This window comes from Acinetobacter sp. UNC436CL71CviS28 (assembly GCF_000620525.1).
GTDB classification, from domain to species: domain Bacteria; phylum Pseudomonadota; class Gammaproteobacteria; order Pseudomonadales; family Moraxellaceae; genus Acinetobacter; species Acinetobacter radioresistens.
In genome coordinates this window covers 16,852-38,735 of the sequence record NZ_JIBB01000029.1, presented here as the reverse complement: position 1 = coordinate 38,735, position 21,884 = coordinate 16,852, and the positions used below count along the sequence as shown (strand labels likewise).

Below are 21,884 nucleotides of genomic sequence, written 5' to 3'. Positions count from 1 at the left end.
ATCTACACGGTTTTTTAGATTTGGTACTCGACGGGACTTATTGATTAATGCATCAATGTCACCAGACTGTACTAACTCATGATAGCGATAGAAAGTATCTCTAGAGACACCCATCACTTTGCATGCTCTAGAAACATTTTGAAGCTCTTCAGCTAAATTGAGTAAGCCGACTTTGTGTTTGATGATTTGATTGTTAGTATGCAACATAAGAAAGTTACCTTTGTTTAATTAAGATTTCGACACCTTTATCAAAACGGGTAACTTTCTCTTTTTCAAGAAGAATGTACGATCAAGTCTGAACTAATACAACTTATTTTTTTGAAAAAATCTTCTTGTTGTTGCTGTAATGCATTAAGGTCTTCATTTACTGTTTGATATAGATCTTCTAGCTGGCTAGATGTTAATGCAATAACTTTAGGGCTAGTTGGTAGGTATTCAGTAATAATATTAATGCTTGTTTCAATAGTCCTAACTTTTTCTTCAACAGATTTTTTTTCAAATTGGTTTTTAGAAATTTCTTCAAGAATTTTAAAGTACTCAGAGTTTATATAACCTGTGTGATATTTAATCACCGTGGGCTTCCAATTACGATATTGCTGAAGATTAGTAAAGCCGCTCCATGTTTGAGTCCAGCTTGATTCTTGATCAATGTAGAAAGGGAGAAAGTAATATGCTGGAGGAGGTGTTTCAAGTTTTGTTGTATCTTTTTTGTTTGGCAATAAAACTTTAAAGCCAACAATTTCAGCAAATAATTTTGAATATTCACCAGTGATCTTTTCAAATTTTTGCCAACCTTTACTTGGTTGTTTTATAAAAATAATATCATTATACCGACCAACTGCATATTCACTATTACCGATATTAAAAACTAATAAGGATCTTATATCGAAAGACTTCCATGTGGGATCATGATGGGTTGAGCAACCTAAAGTCCAAAGGAGTAGTTTAGCAAGAGTGGATTTGCCAATACTATTATCATCCCCTGTAATCAAATTAAATTTTGGGTGGAAGTTGAACTGATTTGCGGACTTTTGGGAATTTGACACGATTGTCAGTTGTTTGAACGATAAGTTTATTATGTTGTCCAATTCTTAAGTTCCTAATCAAAAGTTTGAAATTTTCGTTGTTTGGCTTAGTGTTCTTCATTTTTACAAATCAACTCATAAAAAAGCCCAGCTTTGATTACATTATCATGACTTGATGTAATCTTGTCATTTTTAAGCAGTTGTTCCATTGTTTTGTCTATGAAAGTTTCTAATCCTTCATCCTCATAAACTGAATAATTGATATTTACAATATTTTTCATTATTTCATGGTCTTGGAGTACGGCAAGGTTTCTTTGTAAGGAAGAGGAATGATAACGATGAAATTCTTTTCTAATTTTTGCTTTTTCATGATGTTTGAAATTTAGCTCATTAAGGATTTCAGTAAGCTCATTCTCGCGAACTTGAAGGTCATTACTTTGTGTAAATTGAGAAATAGTGTTTTCGACGGTGATGCCTGTTAAGCCTTTTTTTTGGATTAGATCATCCCAGAGTTTATAGTCATATGTAACAGCACCTTTAATGCGTAATTCATCCATTAATAAGCGATAGATAGATTCGGCGTTATGATTTGCTCCAGCCTTAATTTTGTTAACTAAACTTGTGATTTGCCCAATTGTGTATTGTTGAAATCCTTTTGCTGGTAAAGTTGGGGTAATAAATGAAAGTGTATCAGGTAAGTTTTTATCGCCGATTTCTGTATCAATAGCAACTTGAATGTCATTAATACATTCTTCATGTAAATCACCGATTTTGATAACCTCAAGGTTTAAAGGTTCACCATTAAGTTGAAGTGAGAATCCACAAGTTGCCACTAAATTTAAACTGATTAATTTATCGCGATAGGGTTTATCTTTAATACCTAATAACATTTTTCCTAATACTGAATTAGGATCTTTTTTTGTACGTTTAGTTAGACTCTTATTTGTATATTTTGAGGAAGATTTATTTTTAACTTGATTGAATTCAAATTGCACTTTAGATCCATCTATTGATGAACAATAAACAACATCTTCATGCAGTTCGATAAAAACAACGTAGTCAGTTGAATTTGAATGCTCATCTAAAACTCGACCTAAAGCCCAATGATATTGATATTCGTATTTTTCATAAGTGCTAGCACCTGCTGTTTCTCGTTGAACAACAGCTAAAGGGTTTGCGGTTTTTATAGTTTTAATTTCTGCCAAAATAAATTTTCCTCTACTCTATAAGTGCGGAAAGCATTAGTATATTGATATATTTAAATTATCTTACAAAATTTTCAAATATTTTGCTTGTAAATTAGTCAAATATTTTCTCTTCTTAAATGTTAGAATATTTGCAAATTTGTGTTAAGAACCTTGTCATTTTATATGAAAACCGAACAGACATTACCCACTGAAAAAATCACTGCGAATAGTGAGCAACTGGCTGTTTTAAAAAATAATTTTCCTCAATGTTTTGATAAACAGGGTAAATTTCTTGTTTCAAAATTGCAGGAAATTTTGCAAGCAGATGGGGTAGATGTTAGTCGTGAAAGCTATGGTCTAAATTGGTTAGGCAAGTCTTATGCACGTGTTTTAGCCAATGAACCGATCAGAACTATGCTGTCGGAAGACATTGAGCATAATCAACAAGAACAAAATAAAAATAGTCATAATTTATTGATTCAAGGAGATAACCTTGAGGTACTGAAGCATCTAAAAGGTGCTTATAGTGAAAAGGTTAAAATGATTTACATTGATCCGCCATATAACACTGGGTCAGATGGCTTTGTTTATCAAGATGATAGAAGTTTTACACCTGAACAATTTGCAGAACTTGCAGGTGTTGACTTTGATGAAGCCCAACGAGTTCTAGATTTCACACAAAGTAATGCTAATAGTCATAGTGCATGGCTGACTTTTATTTACCCACGTCTTTATATTGCAAAGCAGTTGCTTAAAGATGACGGAGTTATTTTTATCTCGATTGATGATAATGAGCAAGCTCAACTGAAAATTTTGTGTGATGAAATTTTTGGGGAGGGGAATTTTGTAAGTGATGCTATTTGGGAAAAGAAATTCAGTCCACAAAATGACGCAAAGTGGTTTAGTGATAATCATGATTACATTCTAATTTACACTAAGAATAAAGATAAGTGGTTTCCTAACAAATTAGCTCGTACAGAAGAAACTAATAGTCGTTTTTCAAATCCAGACAATGATCCAAGGGGAGTCTGGGCTTCATCTGATATGACAGTTCGTTCATATAATGTTGACTATGATTATCCAATCACAACCCCGAATGGCAAAAAAATTATGCCTACGAAAGGGCGTTGTTGGTCAATGCCTATACATAAAGTTAATGAGTTAATTGCTGATAATCGTATTTGGTTTGGCAAAATGGGAAATAATGTACCAAGAATAAAAACATTTTTGTCGGAACTTGGCAATACAGGAATTGTTCCTTTGACTATTTGGAAACATAGCGATGTTGGGCATAATCAAGAAGCAAAGCAAGAGTTGAAAGAGTTATTTAACGGTAATGGTCTTTTTGACACACCAAAACCAACTCGACTTTTACGTCATATTTTGAAGCTAAGTACAAATATACTAGACAATGATTTAACGCTTGATTTTTTTGCAGGCTCTGGAACTGCTGCTCACGCAGTTATGCAGATGAATGCAGAAGATGGTGGTAATCGTCAGTTTATTTGTGTACAAATTGATGAGCAGATAGCAGGAGATAAAGAAGCTTATAAAGCAGGCTATCGCACGATTTTTGAAATTACAAAAGATCGTATTATTAAGGCGGGCGAAAAAATAGTTCAAGAGTTTCCTGAAAGTAATTTCAAGCATGGTTTTAAAATTTTTAAAACTTGTGACAACTTTTTACCTTCTTCTAATTACAGAGAGTTAAAACAACTAACACTAGCTCAGTCGGCTACTTCATCTATTACAACTGGCTTTGATGATACTCAATTGAAAGATATCTTAACCACGTGGAAAGGTTTGGATAAAATTTTATTGTCTGAAAATCTCAATACTGTAAGTCTTGGCGATTATCTAGCCTATAGTTTTGGTCATGTCCTGTATTTGGTCAATAAAGGCTTTAATACAGATGCCTTAAAAGACTTGATTAAAAAACTTGATGATGAACATGAATTTCAAGTTTCTAAATTGGTCATTCTGGGTCATCACTTCGATAGTAAATCTCAACGCGAAATCGATGAAGCGATGAAAAACTACAATAATAAAAAGTCGATTCCTGTTGATGTTGTGGTGAGATACTAATAATGAATGCAACATTACCTTTATTTGCAACACAGCAAACAAAACAGTTTCATTTTGAAGGGAACTTGCCACATCAACAACGTGCGGTAGATAGTATTCTTGCTGTGCTGGAAACGGTAACATTTACTAAACCTAATCAGCAAATGGCTTTACTAAGTAATCCATTAGCACCCAAAGATAAGCAACTGGGATTATCAGACTATGCAAAATCAATCGAGGCGGTGCAAAAGCATAACGAAATTGTAGGACATACAGCTAAACCAGAAAGTAATGTACTTGATATTTCGATGGAAACAGGTACAGGTAAAACCTATACCTATACCAAAATGATGTTTGAGCTAAATGCTCGACTGAAACTTTTTAAGTTTGTTGTGGTCGTACCTACACTTCCGATTAAGGCAGGTACCGTTAATTTTCTTAGATCTCAGGCTTCACAAGAGCATTTCGCAACCAATTACCAGAATAAGTCTATTCGTTGTCATATTGTCGAAAGTCAGTCAGGCAAGAAGTCTAAGAAAGATTTAATGCCACAAAGTATTCTGGATTTTGTACAAGCACCAAATGATGATCAGACTATTCATGTACTTGTAATCAATGCAGGGATGATCAACTCCGACACTCTCAGCAAGAAGTATGACCGTGCTGTATTCGATCAATTTAATACGCCTCTTGAGGCAATTGCTGCAATAGCTCCAATAGTTATCATTGATGAACCACATCGCTTTCCAACCGCACAAAAGACTTGGGGTAACATTCAAAAGCTAGGTGGGCAGTTTATTGTTCGTTATGGAGCAACCTTTAATGAAGATTACTCTAACCTTATCTATCAATTAACCGCTGTCGATGCTTTTAACCAGGATTTAGTTAAAGGCGTGGTGGCTTATATTGAAGAATTTGAAGGTGCGAAAGACACATCAATTAAACTCGTAGAAATTGATACTAGCAACAAAAAGAAAGAAGAGGCAATTTTCCAAGTTAAAAAGGGAAAGGTTACCGAAAAAGTTCATTTACTTAAAAATGAATCTTTGAGTAGAGTCGATCAGAATTTTGGTAGCTTAACCATTGATAACCTAAATAAAACTACAGTGGTGTTATCCAACGGCTTAGAGCTTAAAAAAAATGATGTGATTGATCCATATTCCTACAATGAAACTTTGCAGGAGAAGATGATTCGTAAAGCCATTACGAATCATTTTGAAATGGAAAAGGACTTAATGACTCGCCCATCTGCTAGGATTAAACCGTTAAGCCTTTTCTTCATTGATAATATTGAAAGTTATCGTGGTAAAGAAGGAGAAAAAGGCACATTAGCTTTATTTGTTGAAGCTGAAATTAAGCAGCATGTCACTCGACTTTTAGAAACTGAAAAGCACGAAGCATATCGAGAATATTTAGAGAAAACATTGAAAGTTATTTCTCAATCACACGGCGGTTATTTTTCTCAAGATAACTCTGAAAAAGATGACAAAATCGAGAAAGAGATTGAAGAAATTCTGCATGATAAAGAAAGCTTACTCAGTTTAGACAACCCTCGTCGTTTCATTTTTTCAAAATGGACATTACGCGAAGGTTGGGACAACCCGAATGTATTCCAGATTTGTAAATTGCGTTCTAGTGGTGGTAAAACTAGTAAGCTGCAAGAAGTTGGTCGTGGCTTACGTTTGCCAGTAAATGAGTTTATGCAACGCGTTAAAAATGAAAACTTTCAGTTGCACTACTATGTTGATTTTACAGAAAAAGATTTTGTAAAAGAGTTAGTAGAAGATATCAACAGCAAATCATTAGTTGAGTTTGATGAAACTAAGCTGACTTATGATCTAATTGCTCAAATTTTGGATAAATATTCAAATCAGTTCAAAGATGAAGAGGCTTTACTAGAGCACCTAGATGATCTTGATGCAATTAAGCGTAATAATGACTTTAAAGAAGGCGGTTTGGAGAAGTTAAAGCAACAGTTCCCTCTAGTCTTTGCTCAAGGTCTAAAAGCAAATAAAGTACGTAATGCTGGAGATACAAAGCAGAAAGCAACTATGCGTCTTGCTAAGTATGCTGAGCTTAAAGAAATGTGGGAAACTCTTAACCGTAAAGTGATTTTGGAATACAAAATCGACTCTGAAGAGCAATTTCATGCTTTGCTCAAAGGTTATTTTGCGGCGAATTTAGATAGCTTTAAAAAGACAGGAAGTTTCACCAAAAAGCATACTTTGATTATTGAAAATAATTTGGCATCACAGCATGTTGAGCATTCGATTCATGAAGAGGTTTTACCGATTCAAACCATGACCTATGGTGAATTCTTACATGAGTTAGCTATCTCTTTAAAAGTGAATCGTAATACACTACATCAGGTTTTTATTGAGTTATTGCAAAGTACAGATAAGCATTTGGATATAAATCAATATCTAAGCCAAAGTACAATTCGCTCTATTCGAAGTGGTTTTAATGATTATTTATTAAAACAGTCATTCCAAAGTTATCAAATAGGTTTAACTGATGTTTCAAATACAGTCCACCCTACTGTATTCACTGATGAAGAAGGTGAGCCATTAGTTGAGATAGAAAGTGCCAATTTAGGTCGAATGACTGAGGCTTTAAATATTGCAGATAATTATTTATTCAATGAACTCTTTTATGATTCACCTCTTGAAAAAGAAAATATCTGTGAAAAAGTTTCTGAAGTGTCTGTATTCACAAAGATTCCTAAAAACTCAATTCGTATTCCTATAGCAGGTGGTGGAACCTATTCTCCAGACTTTGCCTATATTGTTGAGTATGAAAGTGGTAAGAAAACTTTGAATTTATTAATTGAAACCAAGGATAAGGCTAGTTATACGTTATCGGAAGAAGAACAGCGTAAGATAAAACATGCTGAGCTTTTATTTAAAAATGTAAGAGATGATGTAGAGGTTGTTTTTAAAACTCAATTTGAGAGTGAGAAAGTCGTTGAAATTATTAAAAATGTTATTGGTAAAAAGGCTAGTAAAGGTTAGATTAAAGGCAATATTAATGTTGGCTTGATAAGCAAGTTGAGGGGATACATGAAGTTGGTTCATATTGTTGATAAAGATCAAAATATGTGGATTGATGTGAATGTATTCTTTCAACAGTCTGAAATGGAGCTGACTCAATGGCGTAGTCAAATAAGGGAGCGATATAAACGGGATAAAAACAAGCCTCATTTTACTTGCGCTTGGTGCCAATCCCCAGTGACCCTTGCCAGACGTACAGATCACATGGAGATCAATTCCTCGGCAACATTTTTTTTTAAACATATTCCTGAGTTGGAAAATAATCCAAACTTCCAATGTCCTGTAAAGCATATCAAACAGTTATCAGAGCAAGAAAAAACTGCTCTAAAGTATCAAATTGCGAAAGAAACTCAACAACATAAATTGCTGAAAGAGAACATATATAAAAGCCTTCAAGTAGATGAAGCTTTTAGTGATATTCATATTGAGCAAGTTCGTAAAAGTATTGATCTAAAGCAATGGCGTAGACCAGATGTATCTTCATTATATAAAAAGCAATTAGTTGTTTTTGAAGGACAACTTTCTACAACTTTTTTGAATGTGATTATTGATCGTAAGATTTTTTATCAAGATAACAATGCTTGCTTACTGTGGATTTTTAATCATTTTGAACCAACAGAAAAAGCGAAGAAGCAGTCAATGCAAGATATTTACTACAACAATAATGCAAATGCCTTTGTAGTGAATGATTCTACAGTCGCTCAATCAATTAAAACAAAAGTTTTTACTTTAGAGTGTCATTATTTAAAGCCTGAAATAAAGAATAATCAAATCATTAATCAGTGGAATACTGAGTTCGTCGAATTCCAAAACTTAGTCCAGAACGAAGCTACAAAGCAAATATACTTTTTTGATTATGAAGCTGAATATCAAAAGCTAAAGCAAAAATTAGGCTTACGTCATAGTTATTTACAAGAGAGTAAGAATCAAAAAGATAAACTAAAAGTTCAGAAATATATCGAATCACTAGAACAGGTTGATCTTGATACAAAAGTTCCATCAAAAACTAAATCTGAATTATTGGTCGAGTTTACTAAACTATGGATAAAAACTCATTACCTTACCGATAGTCAATTCAACTTTCAGTGGTTTTCCATCCGTAAAGAGCTTGAGCTAATGGGTATTAGTACACCTAAATACATTTTACATGCACCCTATAAAACAGTGGTCAACTCAATTTTAAGTGCAAAATTTGGTTACGTTGTAGGTAACAATATTAATGATATGGTGAGTGTAGCTCATAACTTGATGGAACATCATCCAGCTTACATTAAGCATTTGATGCTTACTTTAAAAGTAACAGGCAAACCCGATTTATTAAACGAGAGAGATAGTTCGGGTAAATGGAAAGAGCGTTATAAAAAATATGTTCAACAGCCAGAAGAGTTTAAAATTTATAAACATGATTTAAATCAATTTATTGAATTTTTAGTTCCTGAGTTTGAAGGACGCTTAATTGCTTGGGGTGAAAGCTGTGAACTTCATTCAAAAATAAATTTACCAAAGTAGGTCTATTATGAAATACCAACCGCCTTATACCATCACCTCAAAAATCATTCATCTGATTGCTCAGATCAGTGAAAATATAGGGCGTTTGACTGTTTTAGAGGAAATTCAGGACAGCTTAAAACTCAGAAAAGCCAATCGTATCCGTACTATTCAAGGTTCTCTTGCAATAGAAGGGAATACGTTAAGTACAGAACAAATCACGGCGATTCTAAATGGTAAGACTGTGATTGCACCTCCGAAAGAAGTTCAGGAAGTACGTAATGCCATTAAAGCCTATGAAGCATTTCAGCAGTGGCAACCAAGCCAAGAAAAAGACCTATTACAAGCGCACCAAATTTTAATGACAGGCTTAATTGATGAAGTCGGTCAGTATCGTCATGGTGGTGTCGGTGTAATGTCAGGTGATCGAGTAGTGCATATGGCTCCACCTGCGAATCAGATTAACCGTTTGATGGCTGATTTACTTAATTGGTTGAATGACAGCGATATACATCCACTGATTCAAAGTTCAGTATTCCATTATGAGTTTGAGTTTATTCATCCATTCGCAGATGGTAATGGTCGAATGGGGAGGTTGTGGCAGACATTGATTTTAAGTAGATGGAATCCAATCTTTGCCAATATTCCTGTTGAAAGCTTGATTTACCAAAATCAAAAAGCTTATTACGAAGCGTTGCAAGCAAGTACAGATCGTACTGATTCAGCCCCGTTTATAGAATTCATCTTACACATGATTTTAGATGCCATTCTTAGTTCAACTGATACCGCTCAAGATAGCGATCATGTTACCGCTCAAGTTAACGTACAAGTGAGCGACCAAGTTCAGCGTTTACTTTCGGCAATGAAGCAAGAAGATTATACTTTAGCTGAATTGATGCAATTGGTTGGATTAACTCATCGAGCAACATTCCAAAGGAATTACTTAAATCCTGCAATAGAAGCTGGTCTGATTAAACGCACCATTCCTGATAAGCCGAAAAGTCCGAAACAAAGATATAGATTAAAAAGATAACAATACTTTCAATTGTGGATAAATCAAGACATATCCGCAATCAGTAAAATCCTATTCAAATCTGCTACAATTACGCCAATTTTGAATTCCCACTTTTTCAGTTTTAGTACATATTTAGAAATGTGTACATAACTGTGTACATATTGTAGATTTTTCTCATGTTTAAAGATCAATTAGCTAGAGAGGTAAAGGCTCGTAGAACCTTTGCTATTATTTCGCACCCCGATGCCGGTAAGACGACCATGACCGAGAAACTCCTGTTATGGGGTAAAGCTATTCAGGTAGCAGGTATGGTTAAAAGTCGTAAGTCGGACCGTGCAGCGACTTCTGACTGGATGGAAATGGAAAAAGAGCGGGGAATTTCGATTACTACATCAGTTATGCAGTTTCCCTATAAAAATCATGTAATTAACTTGCTTGATACGCCAGGACACGAAGATTTCTCGGAAGATACTTATCGTACACTGACAGCCGTTGACTCTGCATTAATGGTGATTGATGGGGCGAAAGGTGTAGAAGAGCGAACCATTAAATTAATGGAAGTCTGTCGGATGCGTGATACGCCGATTATTTCTTTCGTCAATAAAATGGACCGTGAAATCCGTGAGCCCCTAGAATTGCTTGATGAAATTGAAAATGTTCTCAAAATCCGTTGTGTGCCAATTACCTGGCCCTTGGGTATGGGGCGTGATTTTGCCGGGGTATATCACATTGCGGAAAATAAGCTGTACCTATACAAGCATGGCTTCGGCTCAGTGATTACTGAGATTGAAGTACGTGACGGCTACGATCATCCCGATATTCGTGAAAAAGTAGGCGATTTGGCCTTTGCTGCTTTTGAAGAGTCACTGGAGCTGGTACAAATGGCGAGCGATCCATTTGACCGTGACCTGTTCCTGCAAGGTAAACAGACACCTGTGCTGTTTGGTACTGCATTGGGCAACTTCGGTGTAGATCACGTGCTGGATGCATTTATTGGTTGGGGACCTGAGCCTAAGGCACATCCGGCACAGGAGCGTGTAGTTGAAGCGACTGAAGAAGAATTCTCTGGTTTTGTTTTCAAGATTCAGGCAAATATGGATCCCAAACATCGGGACCGAATTGCCTTTATGCGAATCTGTTCGGGTAAATATGAAAAAGGTCTAAAGATGAATCATGTCCGCATTGGAAAAGAAGTGCGGATCAGTGATGCACTGACCTTTCTGGCAGGTGAACGTGAGCATCTGGAAGAAGCATGGCCGGGTGATATTATTGGGCTTCATAATCACGGGACTATTCAGATTGGTGATACTTTTACCTCGGGCAAAAGTCTGCATTTTACCGGTATTCCACACTTTGCACCTGAAATGTTCCGTCGAGTCCGTCTTAAAGACCCTTTAAAATCCAAGCAGCTACAAAAGGGGCTGAAAGAACTTTCTGAAGAAGGTGCAACTCAGGTATTTATGCCACAGATCAGTAATGATCTGATTGTGGGAGCAGTCGGGGTACTACAGTTTGATGTAGTGGCTTATCGCCTCAAGGAAGAATATAAGGTGGACTGTATTTATGAGCCGGTCAGTATTAATACGGTGCGCTGGATTTACTGTGATGATGAAAAAATCTTGAATGAATTCAAGAAAAAAGCTCATGATCAGCTCTCTATAGATGGCGGTGGACATCTGACTTACCTGGCGCCGAGCCGGGTGAATCTGCAACTCATGCAGGAACGCTGGCCAGATATTGAATTCCGCAATACACGTGAACACTAAATAGTCATGATATAAAACAGCTTCTTCGGAGGCTGTTTTATTATAAAGTTCATTGAGCAGAAGGAATATAAAATGCGTAACAAGCCCTACTTTACACTTATCCTGATCTGCTCGGTACTAAGCCTTATGGGCTGTGAAGAAAAACATAAGGCCCCTGAGTCAAAAGGCCAGCAACATTATGCTGAAAAAGTAATAGATCAGGCAGATGTGCTTCCTTATTTAAATATTAAAGAGCAACGTGCTGAGTATGCTTTGCCATTTTGTGAAAAGAAAAACTGTATTGATATCGATATTCAAACTATCAATACTCAGGATGTCTGGCTAAATCAGTGGATCGCTAAAAATCAGGCACAGATTATTCAGCAGCAGATTGATCTGAATCAGAATTTGAGTTTACAACAGGCAGTCAATGCTTTTATAAAAGCTTCAGATCAGTGGCAGGCGAAATATTCTAAAAACCGTGCATACGAGCTGAAAATGAAGACTCGTATTGCATCACAGCGTAATCAATATGTACTGTTGCAAATAGGCATAGACAGTAAAATTGAAGAACTAACTATTAAAGACCGGCAATATTTTTTTGTAGCAGACCGCAAAGTCCAGAAAGCTTTGAGTTTAAATGATATTTTAAAGCCTGAGCAAAAAACTACATTAAACACCTTGGTTCAGCAGCATTATCAGGACTGGTTAGAAAAAGAGACAGCCGAGGTTCGTAAAGATACTCCTAAAAAATTATCTTGGTCTCAGTCAGACTGGTTTTTTGATGAAGAAGGGATTGGTATACATTATCGTGCACATGAGATAGCGCCTGAAGCCAGCCAGCTGGATATCTATCTGAACCGCAAACAGACTCAGCAGATACTTAAACCTGAAATATATCAACAAATGTTTTAAGTTGAGATACAAAAAAAATTGTGAATTACTGAATGAAGCCATTAGGCTAATACAAGGCGGTCTAAAGTAAGACGAAAATGGGTGGGGAGCAATGTTAAGAACTCAACAGGTATTAAGCTTAAGTTTATTGGTCGGAGTTATAGGTTTAACGGCATGCCAGCCGAAGGATAAACCGGAACAAAAGCCACAGACTGAACAAAAGTCTGCGGTGCCTCAACAGAGAGAACCGGTTCTAGAGGCGAAACAGGTTGATGTGATTGTCACTATGCCGGAATGTAAAGGTAATACCTGCCCACAGTTTGATGTAAAACGCCTCAGCTCTAATTACGCCTTTGTAGATGATGCAGTAGACCAGGCTGTTTTAAGCAGTCTGGCGCAGATTCTTGACGTCAGTGAAATGGTAAAAAAACCGGTTGAAAATTCAGAAGTTCAGTCAAAAAAAGATACTGCTGAAAGCCAACCTAAAATCAGTCGGACAAATTCAACCACTACCCCAATTGATCAGCAAAACTTTGACGCTCAGGTGCAGCGTTATGCCGATGTCTTTTTAGATCTAGACCGTGAAATCAAGACATTAAGTGCCAACCAGCAGATCAGTCTGACCGTGGCGCCCAAGGTACTTCAAAGTAAAGGTCCCTTGGTGACAGTTGTGTTAAATACTAGCAGTTACCTGGGCGGTGCCCATGGCTCAGCATCTCAGCAATATTATAATTTTGATCTTGTGAAGAAGCAGCAGCTACAGCTAAAAGATATTTTAAATGGCAATCAACAGGCAGTACTGGAAAAGAAATTTTATAGTGCCTTCCAGAACTGGGTGATGGAGAACAAGCTCGCCAGTAGTGTAGAAGAATATGAACAGGTCTGGAAATTCAAGCTCTCTAATAATTTCTTTTTAGCCAAGCAGGGATTGATTTTACAATATGGAGAATATGAAATTGGTCCCTATGTGGTTGGCCTGCCACGTCTTGTAGTACCCTACAGTGAGCTACAGGATGTGATCAAAACAGAATACTTGCCACCAGATATCAAAACTACTGCAGTTCCGGCTACGCCCGAAGCGGACAAATAATTTATGGGCAGGCTGGCGTTATTTGATACTCACACACATTTTGATGTGCCAGATTTTGACGCAGACCGTGAACATCTGGCCTATCAGGCTAAAGCAGCCGGAGTTGAAAAGCTGGTATTAATCGGTTTTGTGGAGTCGCGCTTTAATGACCTGGTTGATACCCATCATTATATGAATAGTTTAAAAGATGCACCAGAGAGTTATCTCGCACCAGGTTTGCACCCTTTTTATATTGAACAGCATCAGTTTTCAGATCTGAATCGGCTGGAAAATCTACTAAAAACTCATGAGAGTGTCGCTGTAGGGGAAATCGGTCTGGATACTTTACTTAAACAGCATAAGCAGCCAGAAGTTTTTCAAAAGCAGCAGGATTATTTTTCTGCACAGCTCGAGCTGGCAGCACAGCATCATAAACCGGTGCTGTTACATATCCGTAAAGCACATGCTGATGTACTGAACTTACTCAAGAAACACAAATTTAAACTGGGCGGTATTGCCCATGCGTTTAGTGGCGGTATTGAAGAGGCAAAAGCATTTGTAAACTTGGGTTTTAAACTGGGTATTACAGGGCAGGTGACTAATCCCAATGCAAAAAAATTAAGAAAAGTGGTGCAAGATATAGGACCTGAACATCTGGTTATTGAAACAGATTGTCCTGATATGACGCCTCTATGTTGCCAGACTTCAACCGAACAGCGTACCCGTAATGTACCTGGTAATTTAACTTATGTACTGGATGAACTGTCTGTAATATTTGGAATCTCACATGAGGAATTAGCCAAAACTTTATGGCATAACTCATTCACTGCCTTGCATATAAGCCAGAAACCGACGAAGAACTAGAAACGTAAAATCAGATATTAACTAATCAATAACACTGTATTCCTATTCTTGGCATACATTAAATGGAGCATGATTGACAAGAACAAAGTTGAAGCCGGAGGATTGCCGTATGGCTAAGTACAGTACAATTAATAGTTTTAATTCACTGACGACTTTAAAAACAACAAAAAAAAATTATCAGATCTTCAGTTTAAGACAGGCCCAGCAGCATCTGGATGATTTTACCAGGCTACCTAAATCTTTAAAAATATTACTCGAGAACCTGCTACGTTTTGAAGATCAGATTACAGTAAAGCAGGAACATATACAGGCTTTAGTTGCATGGCAGCAGAATCGCAGTTCGGTTCAGGAAATTCAGTATCGGCCAGCGCGGGTTCTAATGCAGGATTTTACTGGAGTACCAGCTGTAGTTGACTTGGCTGCCATGCGTGCAGCAGTCGAAAAGGCAGGAGCTGATCCAGAAAAGATTAATCCGCTAAGTCCTGTTGATCTGGTGATTGATCATTCTGTTATGGTTGACCATTTTGCAGATGAACATGCTTTTGAAGCCAATGTTGCTGTAGAGATGCAACGCAATGGCGAGCGCTATCAGTTTTTGCGCTGGGGGCAATCTGCTTTTAATAATTTTAGCGTCGTTCCTCCAGGCACAGGAATCTGTCATCAGGTCAATCTTGAGTATCTCGCACAGACTGTATGGACTGGTGAATCAGATGGAAAAGAATTTGCTTTTCCAGATACGCTGGTAGGAACAGATTCCCATACAACCATGATCAATGGTTTGGGAGTGCTGGGCTGGGGCGTAGGTGGAATTGAAGCAGAAGCAGCCATGCTAGGACAGCCCATTTCCATGCTCATTCCTGAGGTAATCGGTTTTCAGCTCACCGGAAAACTGCGCGAAGGAATTACAGCTACAGATCTGGTACTGACGATTACCCAGATGCTACGCCAGAAAGGGGTGGTTGGAAAATTTGTCGAGTTTTATGGTGACGCGTTGGCTGAACTGCCACTGGCGGACCGTGCCACCATTGCCAATATGGCCCCCGAATATGGTGCAACTTGTGGTTTTTTCCCGGTTGATGAGGTCACCTTGGGTTATTTACGCCTGACCGGCCGAGATGCTGAACGGATTGAACTGGTTGAAGCCTATTGTAAAGAGCAGGGCCTATGGCGCGAAGCAGGAGATGAACCGGTCTTTACTGATACGTTAACCCTGGATATGAGTACAGTCGAAGCAAGCCTGGCTGGACCAAAGCGCCCACAAGACAGAGTGGCACTTTCTGATGTGCCTCATACTTTTCAGGCACTCATGGATCTGCATTTAAAGCCTGCTAAAGCTGAGAAGGAACGACTGGAAAATGAAGGGGGCGGTGGAACAGCTGTTGAGGCAGAACAGGCCAATTTACCCCACTCTAATCCTTGCTGCGTAATAGAGGGGAAAAATTACTTCCTCTCTCATGGTGATGTGGTGATCTCAGCCATTACCTCATGCACCAATACATCAAATCCGAGTGTCATGCTGGCAGCAGGTTTGCTGGCTAAAAAAGCAGTAGAACAAGGCTTGCAACGGAAAGCATGGGTAAAAAGCTCTCTGGCTCCAGGCTCCAAAGTTGTGACTGATTATTTGAAAGCATCTGGACTGATGCCTTATCTCGATCAGCTAGGTTATAACCTGGTAGGGTATGGGTGTACCACCTGTATCGGAAATTCAGGCCCTTTGCCAGAACCTATCGAAGAGGCAATCCAGAACTTTGACTTAAATGTAGCCGCCGTACTCTCTGGGAACCGTAATTTTGAAGGGCGTGTTCATCCACTGGTAAAAACAAACTGGCTGGCATCTCCTCCTTTGGTGATCGCCTACGGTCTGGCTGGAAATATTCGCACTGATTTAAGCTCTGAACCGATTGGTGAAGGAAAAAATGGCGAAAAAATTTATTTGAAGGATATCTGGCCGACCCAAGCTGAAATTGAAGAGGCTTTGCATTATGTAAATACCCAAATGTTTCATAAAGAATATGCGGCTGTTTTTGAAGGTGAAGAAAACTGGAAATCTCTGCAAATTCCCGAAACTAAAACTTATCAGTGGGATGAGCACTCTACCTATATCCGTCATCCACCGTTTTTTGAAAAAATTGATCAGCTCCCACAAACGGTTAAAAATATTGAAAAAGCACGAATACTGGCTGTTCTGGGGGACTCAGTCACTACTGACCATATCTCACCGGCGGGAAATATCAAGCAAGACAGCCCGGCAGGCCGTTATTTGCAGGAACTGGGTGTAGAGCCAAAAGACTTTAATTCGTATGGATCACGCCGTGGTAATCATGAAGTAATGATGCGCGGAACTTTTGCCAATATCCGGATTAAAAATGAAATGCTGGGTGGTGAAGAAGGTGGCAATACACTCCATATACCTACCCATAAGAAAATGTCTATTTATGATGCGGCCATGCAATATCAGGCAGAAAACACACCCTTGGTTATTATAGCAGGCAAGGAATATGGCACAGGTTCATCACGTGACTGGGCAGCTAAAGGAACTAATTTACTGGGAGTGAAAGCTGTTATTGCCCAGAGTTTTGAGCGAATTCACCGCTCCAATCTGGTGGGTATGGGAGTGTTACCTTTACAGTTCATACCAGATGAAAGCAGGACTTCACTCAATATTAATGGTGATGAAATTCTGTCAATTCATGGTTTATCTGATGACTTGTCGCCGCAGCAGATACTAAGGGTAGAGCTGAAACAACCTAATGGAACGCAGTCAAGTTTTAAGGTTCTGTGCCGTATCGATACTGTTAATGAGGTCGAGTATTTTAAGGCCGGTGGCATTCTCCATTATGTGCTTCGGCATTTGATTGCTTCCTGAAGAGTAGTTGCCTGAGCTTCATATCATTTGTATGGTTCAGACAGCAGAATTTTTTTGGATCTTATGAGCTGTCACACTGAGGTCATTCCCGTTAAAATAGAGTGATCTGTAATATTTTCATGGAATGTAATGACTGAACTTCTCCAAAACGATGAATATGAGCGCCGATTTGCGGGTGTGGCCAAAATCTATGGAGATGAGGCATTTAATTACTATGAACACAGTCATGTTATGGTGATTGGAATCGGCGGTGTAGGTTCTTGGGCAGTAGAAGCTTTGGCCCGTTCCGGCATAGGTGAATTGACATTGGTCGATATGGATGTGGTAGCTGCATCTAATATTAATCGACAGTTACCTGCTATGACCGCTACCTTGGGACAGGAAAAAATTGCTGTCATGGCTGAACGTTGCTATTCCATTAATCCCAGAATTAAGGTCAACCTGGTTGATGACTACCTGTCTTCAGACAATGTAAAAGAGATACTTGCCATGGCGCCTGATCTGGTACTGGACTGTATTGATGATGTCAAAGCTAAACTGGCCCTCATGCTGCATTGCCGCTTTAATAAAATCCCTCTAATTGTTTCTGGTGGAGCAGGAGGCAAGCTTGATCCGCTTAAAATCAGAGTGGCAGATCTGTCAAAAACCGAACAGGACCCTATGCTGGCTAAACTACGTACCCAGTTACGCAGTAAAGGAATTTGCAAAAAGCCAAAAGAGAAATTCGGGATTACCTGTATTTATTCAATTGATAATCCGTTTTCCAGTAGCGAAGTTTGTGCTAGTGCAGGGCTGCGCTGTGGAGGATATGGTTCTGCTGTGGTGGTAACTTCAAGTTTTGCCATGGTGGCAGTCGCAGAGGTTTTGAGAAAACTTGAAGCAATTAAGGCAAAACAGTAACGCTACTGCTTGTATTTTATAATATGCTTTTAGAAATAAAGCCCCTTAAACAGGGGCTTTAAAGTTTAAAAAATATGTTGTTCTTTCAGGTAATCTTCAGTGCGCTGCATGGCAGCCTTAATATTCTGAATCGCACTTTCGACATCAGCATAAGTTTTGGCATTCCCTCCACTTAAAGCCTGACGCCATTTTCGGGCTCCAGGTAAATACTGGAATAAACCTAAAATATGCCTGGTAATCACAGATAGTGGTGCACCCTCTTCTAGCCGTTTGGCAATATAAGGAAGCATCTGTTCCATAATTTCAAAACGGTCTGGCATGGGTAAATTCCAGAGGTCACCTAATTCGGCCAGCAGATAAGGGTTATGGTAGGCTTCACGGCCAATCATGACACCATCTACATGTTTCAAGTGCTCTTGTGTCTCAGCTAAAGTTTTAACGCCGCCATTAATTTCAATCGTGAGGTGAGGACGTTCCTGTTTTAACCGGTAGACATCCTCATAACGCAAAGGTGGAACTTCACGGTTTTCTTTTGGAGATAATCCTTGTAATAGGGCAATACGGGCATGCACAATAAAATTATTACAACCAGTTTTTGCTACTGTGTCCACAAAATGCAGCATCTCTTCATAAGATTGCATGTCATCAATTCCGATTCGATGTTTAACCGTAACCGGAATATTAACTGCCTGGCGCATCGCTGAAATACATTCTGCCACCAGCTCAGGCTCTGCCATCAGGCAGGCACCAATTTTATTATTTTGTACCCGGTCACTTGGACAGCCGACATTCAGGTTAACTTCATTATAACCCCAGTCCTCAGCCATCTTTGTACATGTGGCCAAATCTTTTGGGTTAGAGCCACCGAGTTGGAGTACAACCGGATGTTCTTCTTGATTGTAATTTAGATGGCGGCCAGCATCTCCAAATAAGATCGCTCCAGTCGTGACCATTTCAGTATAAAGGATCACATTTGGATTAAACAGGCGAGCAAAGAAACGGTAGTCACGGGTCGTCCAGTCCATCATCGGGGCAACACTGATTCGCGGAGATTGAGTGTTTTCAATGTTTTTGTTAATAGTCATTAAAAATCATACCTTTAAACTATATTTCGCAACCTGCGCGAATCTGTTTTAACCAGTGTTTAGGTGGGTTAATCGGTTTGCATTTACACCAAATTTTACACCATAATGGAAAAAACATGTTGTGGTGTAAATTATGGGATCAATTACAGCAAGGAAAGGTGCAGATGGTAAAGTTAACTATCGTGCTGCGATTCGAATCACTCGAAAGGGCTTTCCTGCTTTTTCTGAAAGTAAAACATTTCACTCAAAGAAATTAGCTGAAAACTGGATTAAGAAACGAGAAGTCGAAATTCAAGAAAATCCTGATATTTTGCTTGGCAAAGAAAAGTTGATTGATCTGACCTTATCAGATGCCATAGATAAATATTTGGATGAAGTCGGGAGCGAGTACGGAAGGACGAAACGCTATTCTCTGCTCTTAATTAAGAAACTACCAATTGCGCGCAATATTATCACAAAAATAAAATCAGTACATTTGGCCGAGCATGTGGCTTTAAGGAAGGGTGGAATTCCGTACCTCGATCTTGAACCTATTGCAACTAGTACACTGCAACATGAGCTTTTACATATCAGAGGTGTTCTTTCTCATGCTGCTGTTATGTGGGAAATGGATATTGATTTAAATAGCTTTGATAAGGCTACTGCTCAGTTAAGAAAAACACGTCAAATATCCTCCAGTCAAAAAAGAGACCGACTGCCTTCGAGAGATGAATTGATTGCATTGACGAAGTATTTTGCAGAACGATGGAAGCTAAATCGTTATGGCTCTAAATACCCAATGCATTTGATTATGTGGTTTGCAATTTTCTCATGCAGACGTGAAGCTGAATTAACACGATTGTATCTTCGAGATTATGACCCACATCATTCAACGTGGAAAGTGCATGATTTAAAGAATCCTAATGGTTCTAAAGGTAATCATAAGTCATTTGATGTACTTGATCCGTGTAAGGTGCTGATCAAAAGACTGAAACATTCAGAAGTTCGAGAACGGATGCTAAAGCTTGGACATAATGAAAATTTGTTATTGCCTTTGAATCCCAAAAGTTTGGGTAAAGAGTTTAGAGAAGCTTGTAAAATTTTGGGGATTGAAGATTTACGATTTCATGACTTGAGACATGAAGGCTGTACTCGATTAGCTGAACAGAGTTTTACTATTCCTGAAATTCAGAAAGTAAGTTTGCACGATTCTTGGGGGAGTTTACAGCGTTATGTATCAGTGAAAGCGAGAAGAAATATATTACAGTTGGAGGAGGTGCTACGCCTCATCGATGAAACGTAGCAAAATCTTTGGATGCCTCTGAATATTGCTTATCCAAGACAGCAGCAAGATCCTTAATGTGTACCAAAAATGGAGCACGTTTACTTTTATCTATTTTGAATACTGAGAAAGGGAATTGTTGATTATTCGCTTTTCTCAGTGCTTCGGCTTTGCTGAGGTGGGGATAATAGTCAGAAACTACTGTCATTAGTTCAACGGTCATAGAACGATACTTTATAAAAAGTAGTTCGGTAGTATTAATTTGAAAGCAACTCATGAAGTGGGTATTCCATACATAAAACTTTTTTAATTTGAATGGGTCACCTTTGAAGTAAGGCTGACCATCCCTATGTCTTAATCTTATTTTTTTGATGTAGGTCTTTATGTAATACTAATAATTAGAAATAATATTTTACTAGAGTTGTGGTATAACATATTGAAAACTATTATTTAGATTCATAAATGAGAAATTGCACACTTCTTGATTTTGAGCAATTGCAGGATGAAATTCTGAATTGCTTTTTGGATCATGCTGGACGTTTTTTAAGAGAACATAAAATAATAAGCGATCCTGACCCAAAGACTGAGTTTGAAGCGTCAGAACGCGAATTTTTGGTTGAACTGATGGTAGAGCATAGCCAAATGCAGTTCTTTGGTGAAACGTATTCGGTACAAGACTTGCTGAATTTGCTTGGTCAAATTAATACGGTAATAGAGGGGATTCGTGATTATAGACAGCAGCAGATTAATGAGAAATATTCTGAAATATTAAATAAATATATTGAGTTGGTTGTTGATGAAGGCGGGAGAGTCTACACCTATAACCCGAGTTTGAAGCGTAGAATCAATGGAATTTTGAATATAAGAAAACGATATGCGCCGCTGTTGCATAAAAAGCTTGAAATATTCTATTCAGAATTAACTGGTTATGCTCAAAAAAATGGCAGATTTAAAAATGCTTCGCAGGCAGTACAACTGATTTTACCCGCGCTGCAAATCAAGTTTAGAGAGTTTGATTTGCAATGGGTTCAAAGCAGATTAGAGACAAATAAACAGAAAATTTTAGATTTAACAGAAGCCAGAAAAAATAACGAGAATAAAGAAACCTGTGAAGATGATGATTTTGGTGTGTCATTTAAAATTCAGGATAGAACCTATCTAAACCAGATCAGGGAATTACAGAATGAAAATAAAAAATGGGAACAGTTTCTACAGCATCCAGAGCGGTATTTTCCACAGCAAAAGCAACTCCCATTTAATACAGCATATTGCGATGAAGTACTAGTCAATCACCTGCGACGACATCGAAATCTTATGGTGAAAATTCTCGTTCATCATTCAGGTTGAGCTTGGAAACCTGTCTAAAAAGGT

The 21,884-nt window shown here is 38.1% G+C and carries 17 protein-coding genes; 12 read left to right on the top strand and 5 right to left on the bottom strand.

Going from position 1 to position 21,884, the window contains the following annotated elements:
- The 3 genes from N518_RS0111170 to N518_RS16255 all read right to left on the bottom strand — a co-directional run.
- A partial coding sequence (locus N518_RS0111170) for a helix-turn-helix domain-containing protein (RefSeq protein ID WP_026444250.1) occupies positions 1–207 on the bottom strand: 207 nt, incomplete at its 3' end.
- A gap of 65 nt (positions 208–272) precedes the next feature.
- The gene (locus N518_RS16260; protein WP_228133334.1) at positions 273–1,046 is read right to left on the bottom strand and encodes an AAA family ATPase; all 774 of its coding nucleotides are present in this window, start codon (positions 1,044–1,046) and stop codon (positions 273–275) included.
- 86 nt (positions 1,047–1,132) lie between these two features.
- A complete protein-coding gene (locus tag N518_RS16255; protein ID WP_051531901.1) occupies positions 1,133–2,230 on the bottom strand; it encodes a DUF4297 domain-containing protein in 1,098 nt (365 codons plus the stop codon).
- Positions 2,231–2,395: 165 nt separating this feature from the next.
- Between N518_RS16255 and N518_RS0111155 the strand changes: the two genes are divergently transcribed.
- From N518_RS0111155 to N518_RS0111110, 10 genes are all read left to right on the top strand, one after another.
- A complete protein-coding gene (locus tag N518_RS0111155) occupies positions 2,396–4,297 on the top strand; it encodes a site-specific DNA-methyltransferase (RefSeq protein WP_026444249.1) in 1,902 nt (633 codons plus the stop codon).
- Positions 4,298–4,299: 2 nt separating this feature from the next.
- Positions 4,300–7,287, top strand: a complete 2,988-nt coding sequence (locus N518_RS0111150) for a type III restriction-modification system endonuclease (RefSeq protein WP_051531900.1) — start codon at positions 4,300–4,302, stop codon at positions 7,285–7,287.
- A gap of 48 nt (positions 7,288–7,335) precedes the next feature.
- Positions 7,336–8,835, top strand: a complete 1,500-nt coding sequence (locus N518_RS0111145; protein WP_026444247.1) for a DUF6035 family protein — start codon at positions 7,336–7,338, stop codon at positions 8,833–8,835.
- A gap of 7 nt (positions 8,836–8,842) precedes the next feature.
- Positions 8,843–9,847, top strand: coding sequence for a Fic family protein (locus tag N518_RS0111140; RefSeq protein ID WP_005232180.1), 1,005 nt, complete (start codon positions 8,843–8,845; stop codon positions 9,845–9,847).
- Between the two features lie 158 nt (positions 9,848–10,005).
- Positions 10,006–11,595, top strand: coding sequence for a peptide chain release factor 3 (locus N518_RS0111135; protein ID WP_017400762.1), 1,590 nt, complete (start codon positions 10,006–10,008; stop codon positions 11,593–11,595).
- 72 nt (positions 11,596–11,667) lie between these two features.
- Positions 11,668–12,489, top strand: coding sequence for a DUF3298 domain-containing protein (locus N518_RS0111130; protein WP_005023448.1), 822 nt, complete (start codon positions 11,668–11,670; stop codon positions 12,487–12,489).
- A 91-nt stretch (positions 12,490–12,580) separates the two neighbouring features.
- The gene (locus tag N518_RS0111125; RefSeq protein WP_005023450.1) at positions 12,581–13,558 is read left to right on the top strand and encodes an RsiV family protein; all 978 of its coding nucleotides are present in this window, start codon (positions 12,581–12,583) and stop codon (positions 13,556–13,558) included.
- Positions 13,559–13,561: 3 nt separating this feature from the next.
- Positions 13,562–14,401, top strand: a complete 840-nt coding sequence (locus N518_RS0111120; RefSeq protein ID WP_005023452.1) for a TatD family hydrolase — start codon at positions 13,562–13,564, stop codon at positions 14,399–14,401.
- A gap of 109 nt (positions 14,402–14,510) precedes the next feature.
- A complete protein-coding gene (acnA, locus tag N518_RS0111115; RefSeq protein WP_026444246.1) occupies positions 14,511–17,267 on the top strand; it encodes an aconitate hydratase AcnA in 2,757 nt (918 codons plus the stop codon).
- Positions 17,268–17,396: 129 nt separating this feature from the next.
- Positions 17,397–18,167, top strand: coding sequence for a ThiF family adenylyltransferase (locus N518_RS0111110; protein ID WP_005023457.1), 771 nt, complete (start codon positions 17,397–17,399; stop codon positions 18,165–18,167).
- Between the two features lie 65 nt (positions 18,168–18,232).
- On the opposite strand, the gene dusA is transcribed toward N518_RS0111110, so the two are convergent.
- Entirely contained in the window at positions 18,233–19,252 is a 1,020-nt protein-coding gene (gene dusA, locus N518_RS0111105) for a tRNA dihydrouridine(20/20a) synthase DusA (protein WP_026444245.1), read from the bottom strand.
- 133 nt (positions 19,253–19,385) lie between these two features.
- On the opposite strand from dusA, the gene N518_RS0111100 reads away from it, so the two are divergent.
- Complete coding sequence (locus N518_RS0111100) at positions 19,386–20,534, top strand: site-specific integrase (RefSeq protein ID WP_004692382.1); 1,149 nt, start codon at positions 19,386–19,388, stop codon at positions 20,532–20,534.
- On the opposite strand, the gene N518_RS0111095 is transcribed toward N518_RS0111100, so the two are convergent.
- Positions 20,518–20,790, bottom strand: a complete 273-nt coding sequence (locus N518_RS0111095; RefSeq protein WP_004692381.1) for a pyocin activator PrtN family protein — start codon at positions 20,788–20,790, stop codon at positions 20,518–20,520. The two genes, N518_RS0111100 and N518_RS0111095, sit on opposite strands and share 17 nt — an antisense overlap.
- A 185-nt stretch (positions 20,791–20,975) precedes the next feature.
- Here N518_RS0111095 and N518_RS0111090 point away from each other — a divergent pair, with 185 nt between their 5' ends.
- Entirely contained in the window at positions 20,976–21,860 is an 885-nt protein-coding gene (locus tag N518_RS0111090; protein WP_017482056.1) for a hypothetical protein, read from the top strand.
- Positions 21,861–21,884 lie beyond the last annotated feature (24 nt).

Bases quoted from the DNA above. Each gene is read 5' to 3' on its own strand.
- N518_RS0111155 (WP_026444249.1), top strand. From the start codon at position 2,396: ATGAAAACCGAACAGACATTACCCACTGAAAAAATCACTGCGAATAGT.
- N518_RS0111150 (WP_051531900.1), top strand. From the start codon at position 4,300: ATGAATGCAACATTACCTTTATTTGCAACACAGCAAACAAAACAGTTT.
- N518_RS0111145 (WP_026444247.1), top strand. From the start codon at position 7,336: ATGAAGTTGGTTCATATTGTTGATAAAGATCAAAATATGTGGATTGAT.
- N518_RS0111140 (WP_005232180.1), top strand. From the start codon at position 8,843: ATGAAATACCAACCGCCTTATACCATCACCTCAAAAATCATTCATCTG.
- N518_RS0111135 (WP_017400762.1), top strand. From the start codon at position 10,006: ATGTTTAAAGATCAATTAGCTAGAGAGGTAAAGGCTCGTAGAACCTTT.
- N518_RS0111130 (WP_005023448.1), top strand. From the start codon at position 11,668: ATGCGTAACAAGCCCTACTTTACACTTATCCTGATCTGCTCGGTACTA.
- N518_RS0111125 (WP_005023450.1), top strand. From the start codon at position 12,581: ATGTTAAGAACTCAACAGGTATTAAGCTTAAGTTTATTGGTCGGAGTT.
- N518_RS0111120 (WP_005023452.1), top strand. From the start codon at position 13,562: ATGGGCAGGCTGGCGTTATTTGATACTCACACACATTTTGATGTGCCA.
- acnA (WP_026444246.1), top strand. From the start codon at position 14,511: ATGGCTAAGTACAGTACAATTAATAGTTTTAATTCACTGACGACTTTA.
- N518_RS0111110 (WP_005023457.1), top strand. From the start codon at position 17,397: ATGACTGAACTTCTCCAAAACGATGAATATGAGCGCCGATTTGCGGGT.
- dusA (WP_026444245.1), bottom strand. From the start codon at position 19,252: ATGACTATTAACAAAAACATTGAAAACACTCAATCTCCGCGAATCAGT.
- N518_RS0111100 (WP_004692382.1), top strand. From the start codon at position 19,386: ATGGGATCAATTACAGCAAGGAAAGGTGCAGATGGTAAAGTTAACTAT.
- N518_RS0111095 (WP_004692381.1), bottom strand. From the start codon at position 20,790: ATGAGTTGCTTTCAAATTAATACTACCGAACTACTTTTTATAAAGTAT.
- N518_RS0111090 (WP_017482056.1), top strand. From the start codon at position 20,976: ATGAGAAATTGCACACTTCTTGATTTTGAGCAATTGCAGGATGAAATT.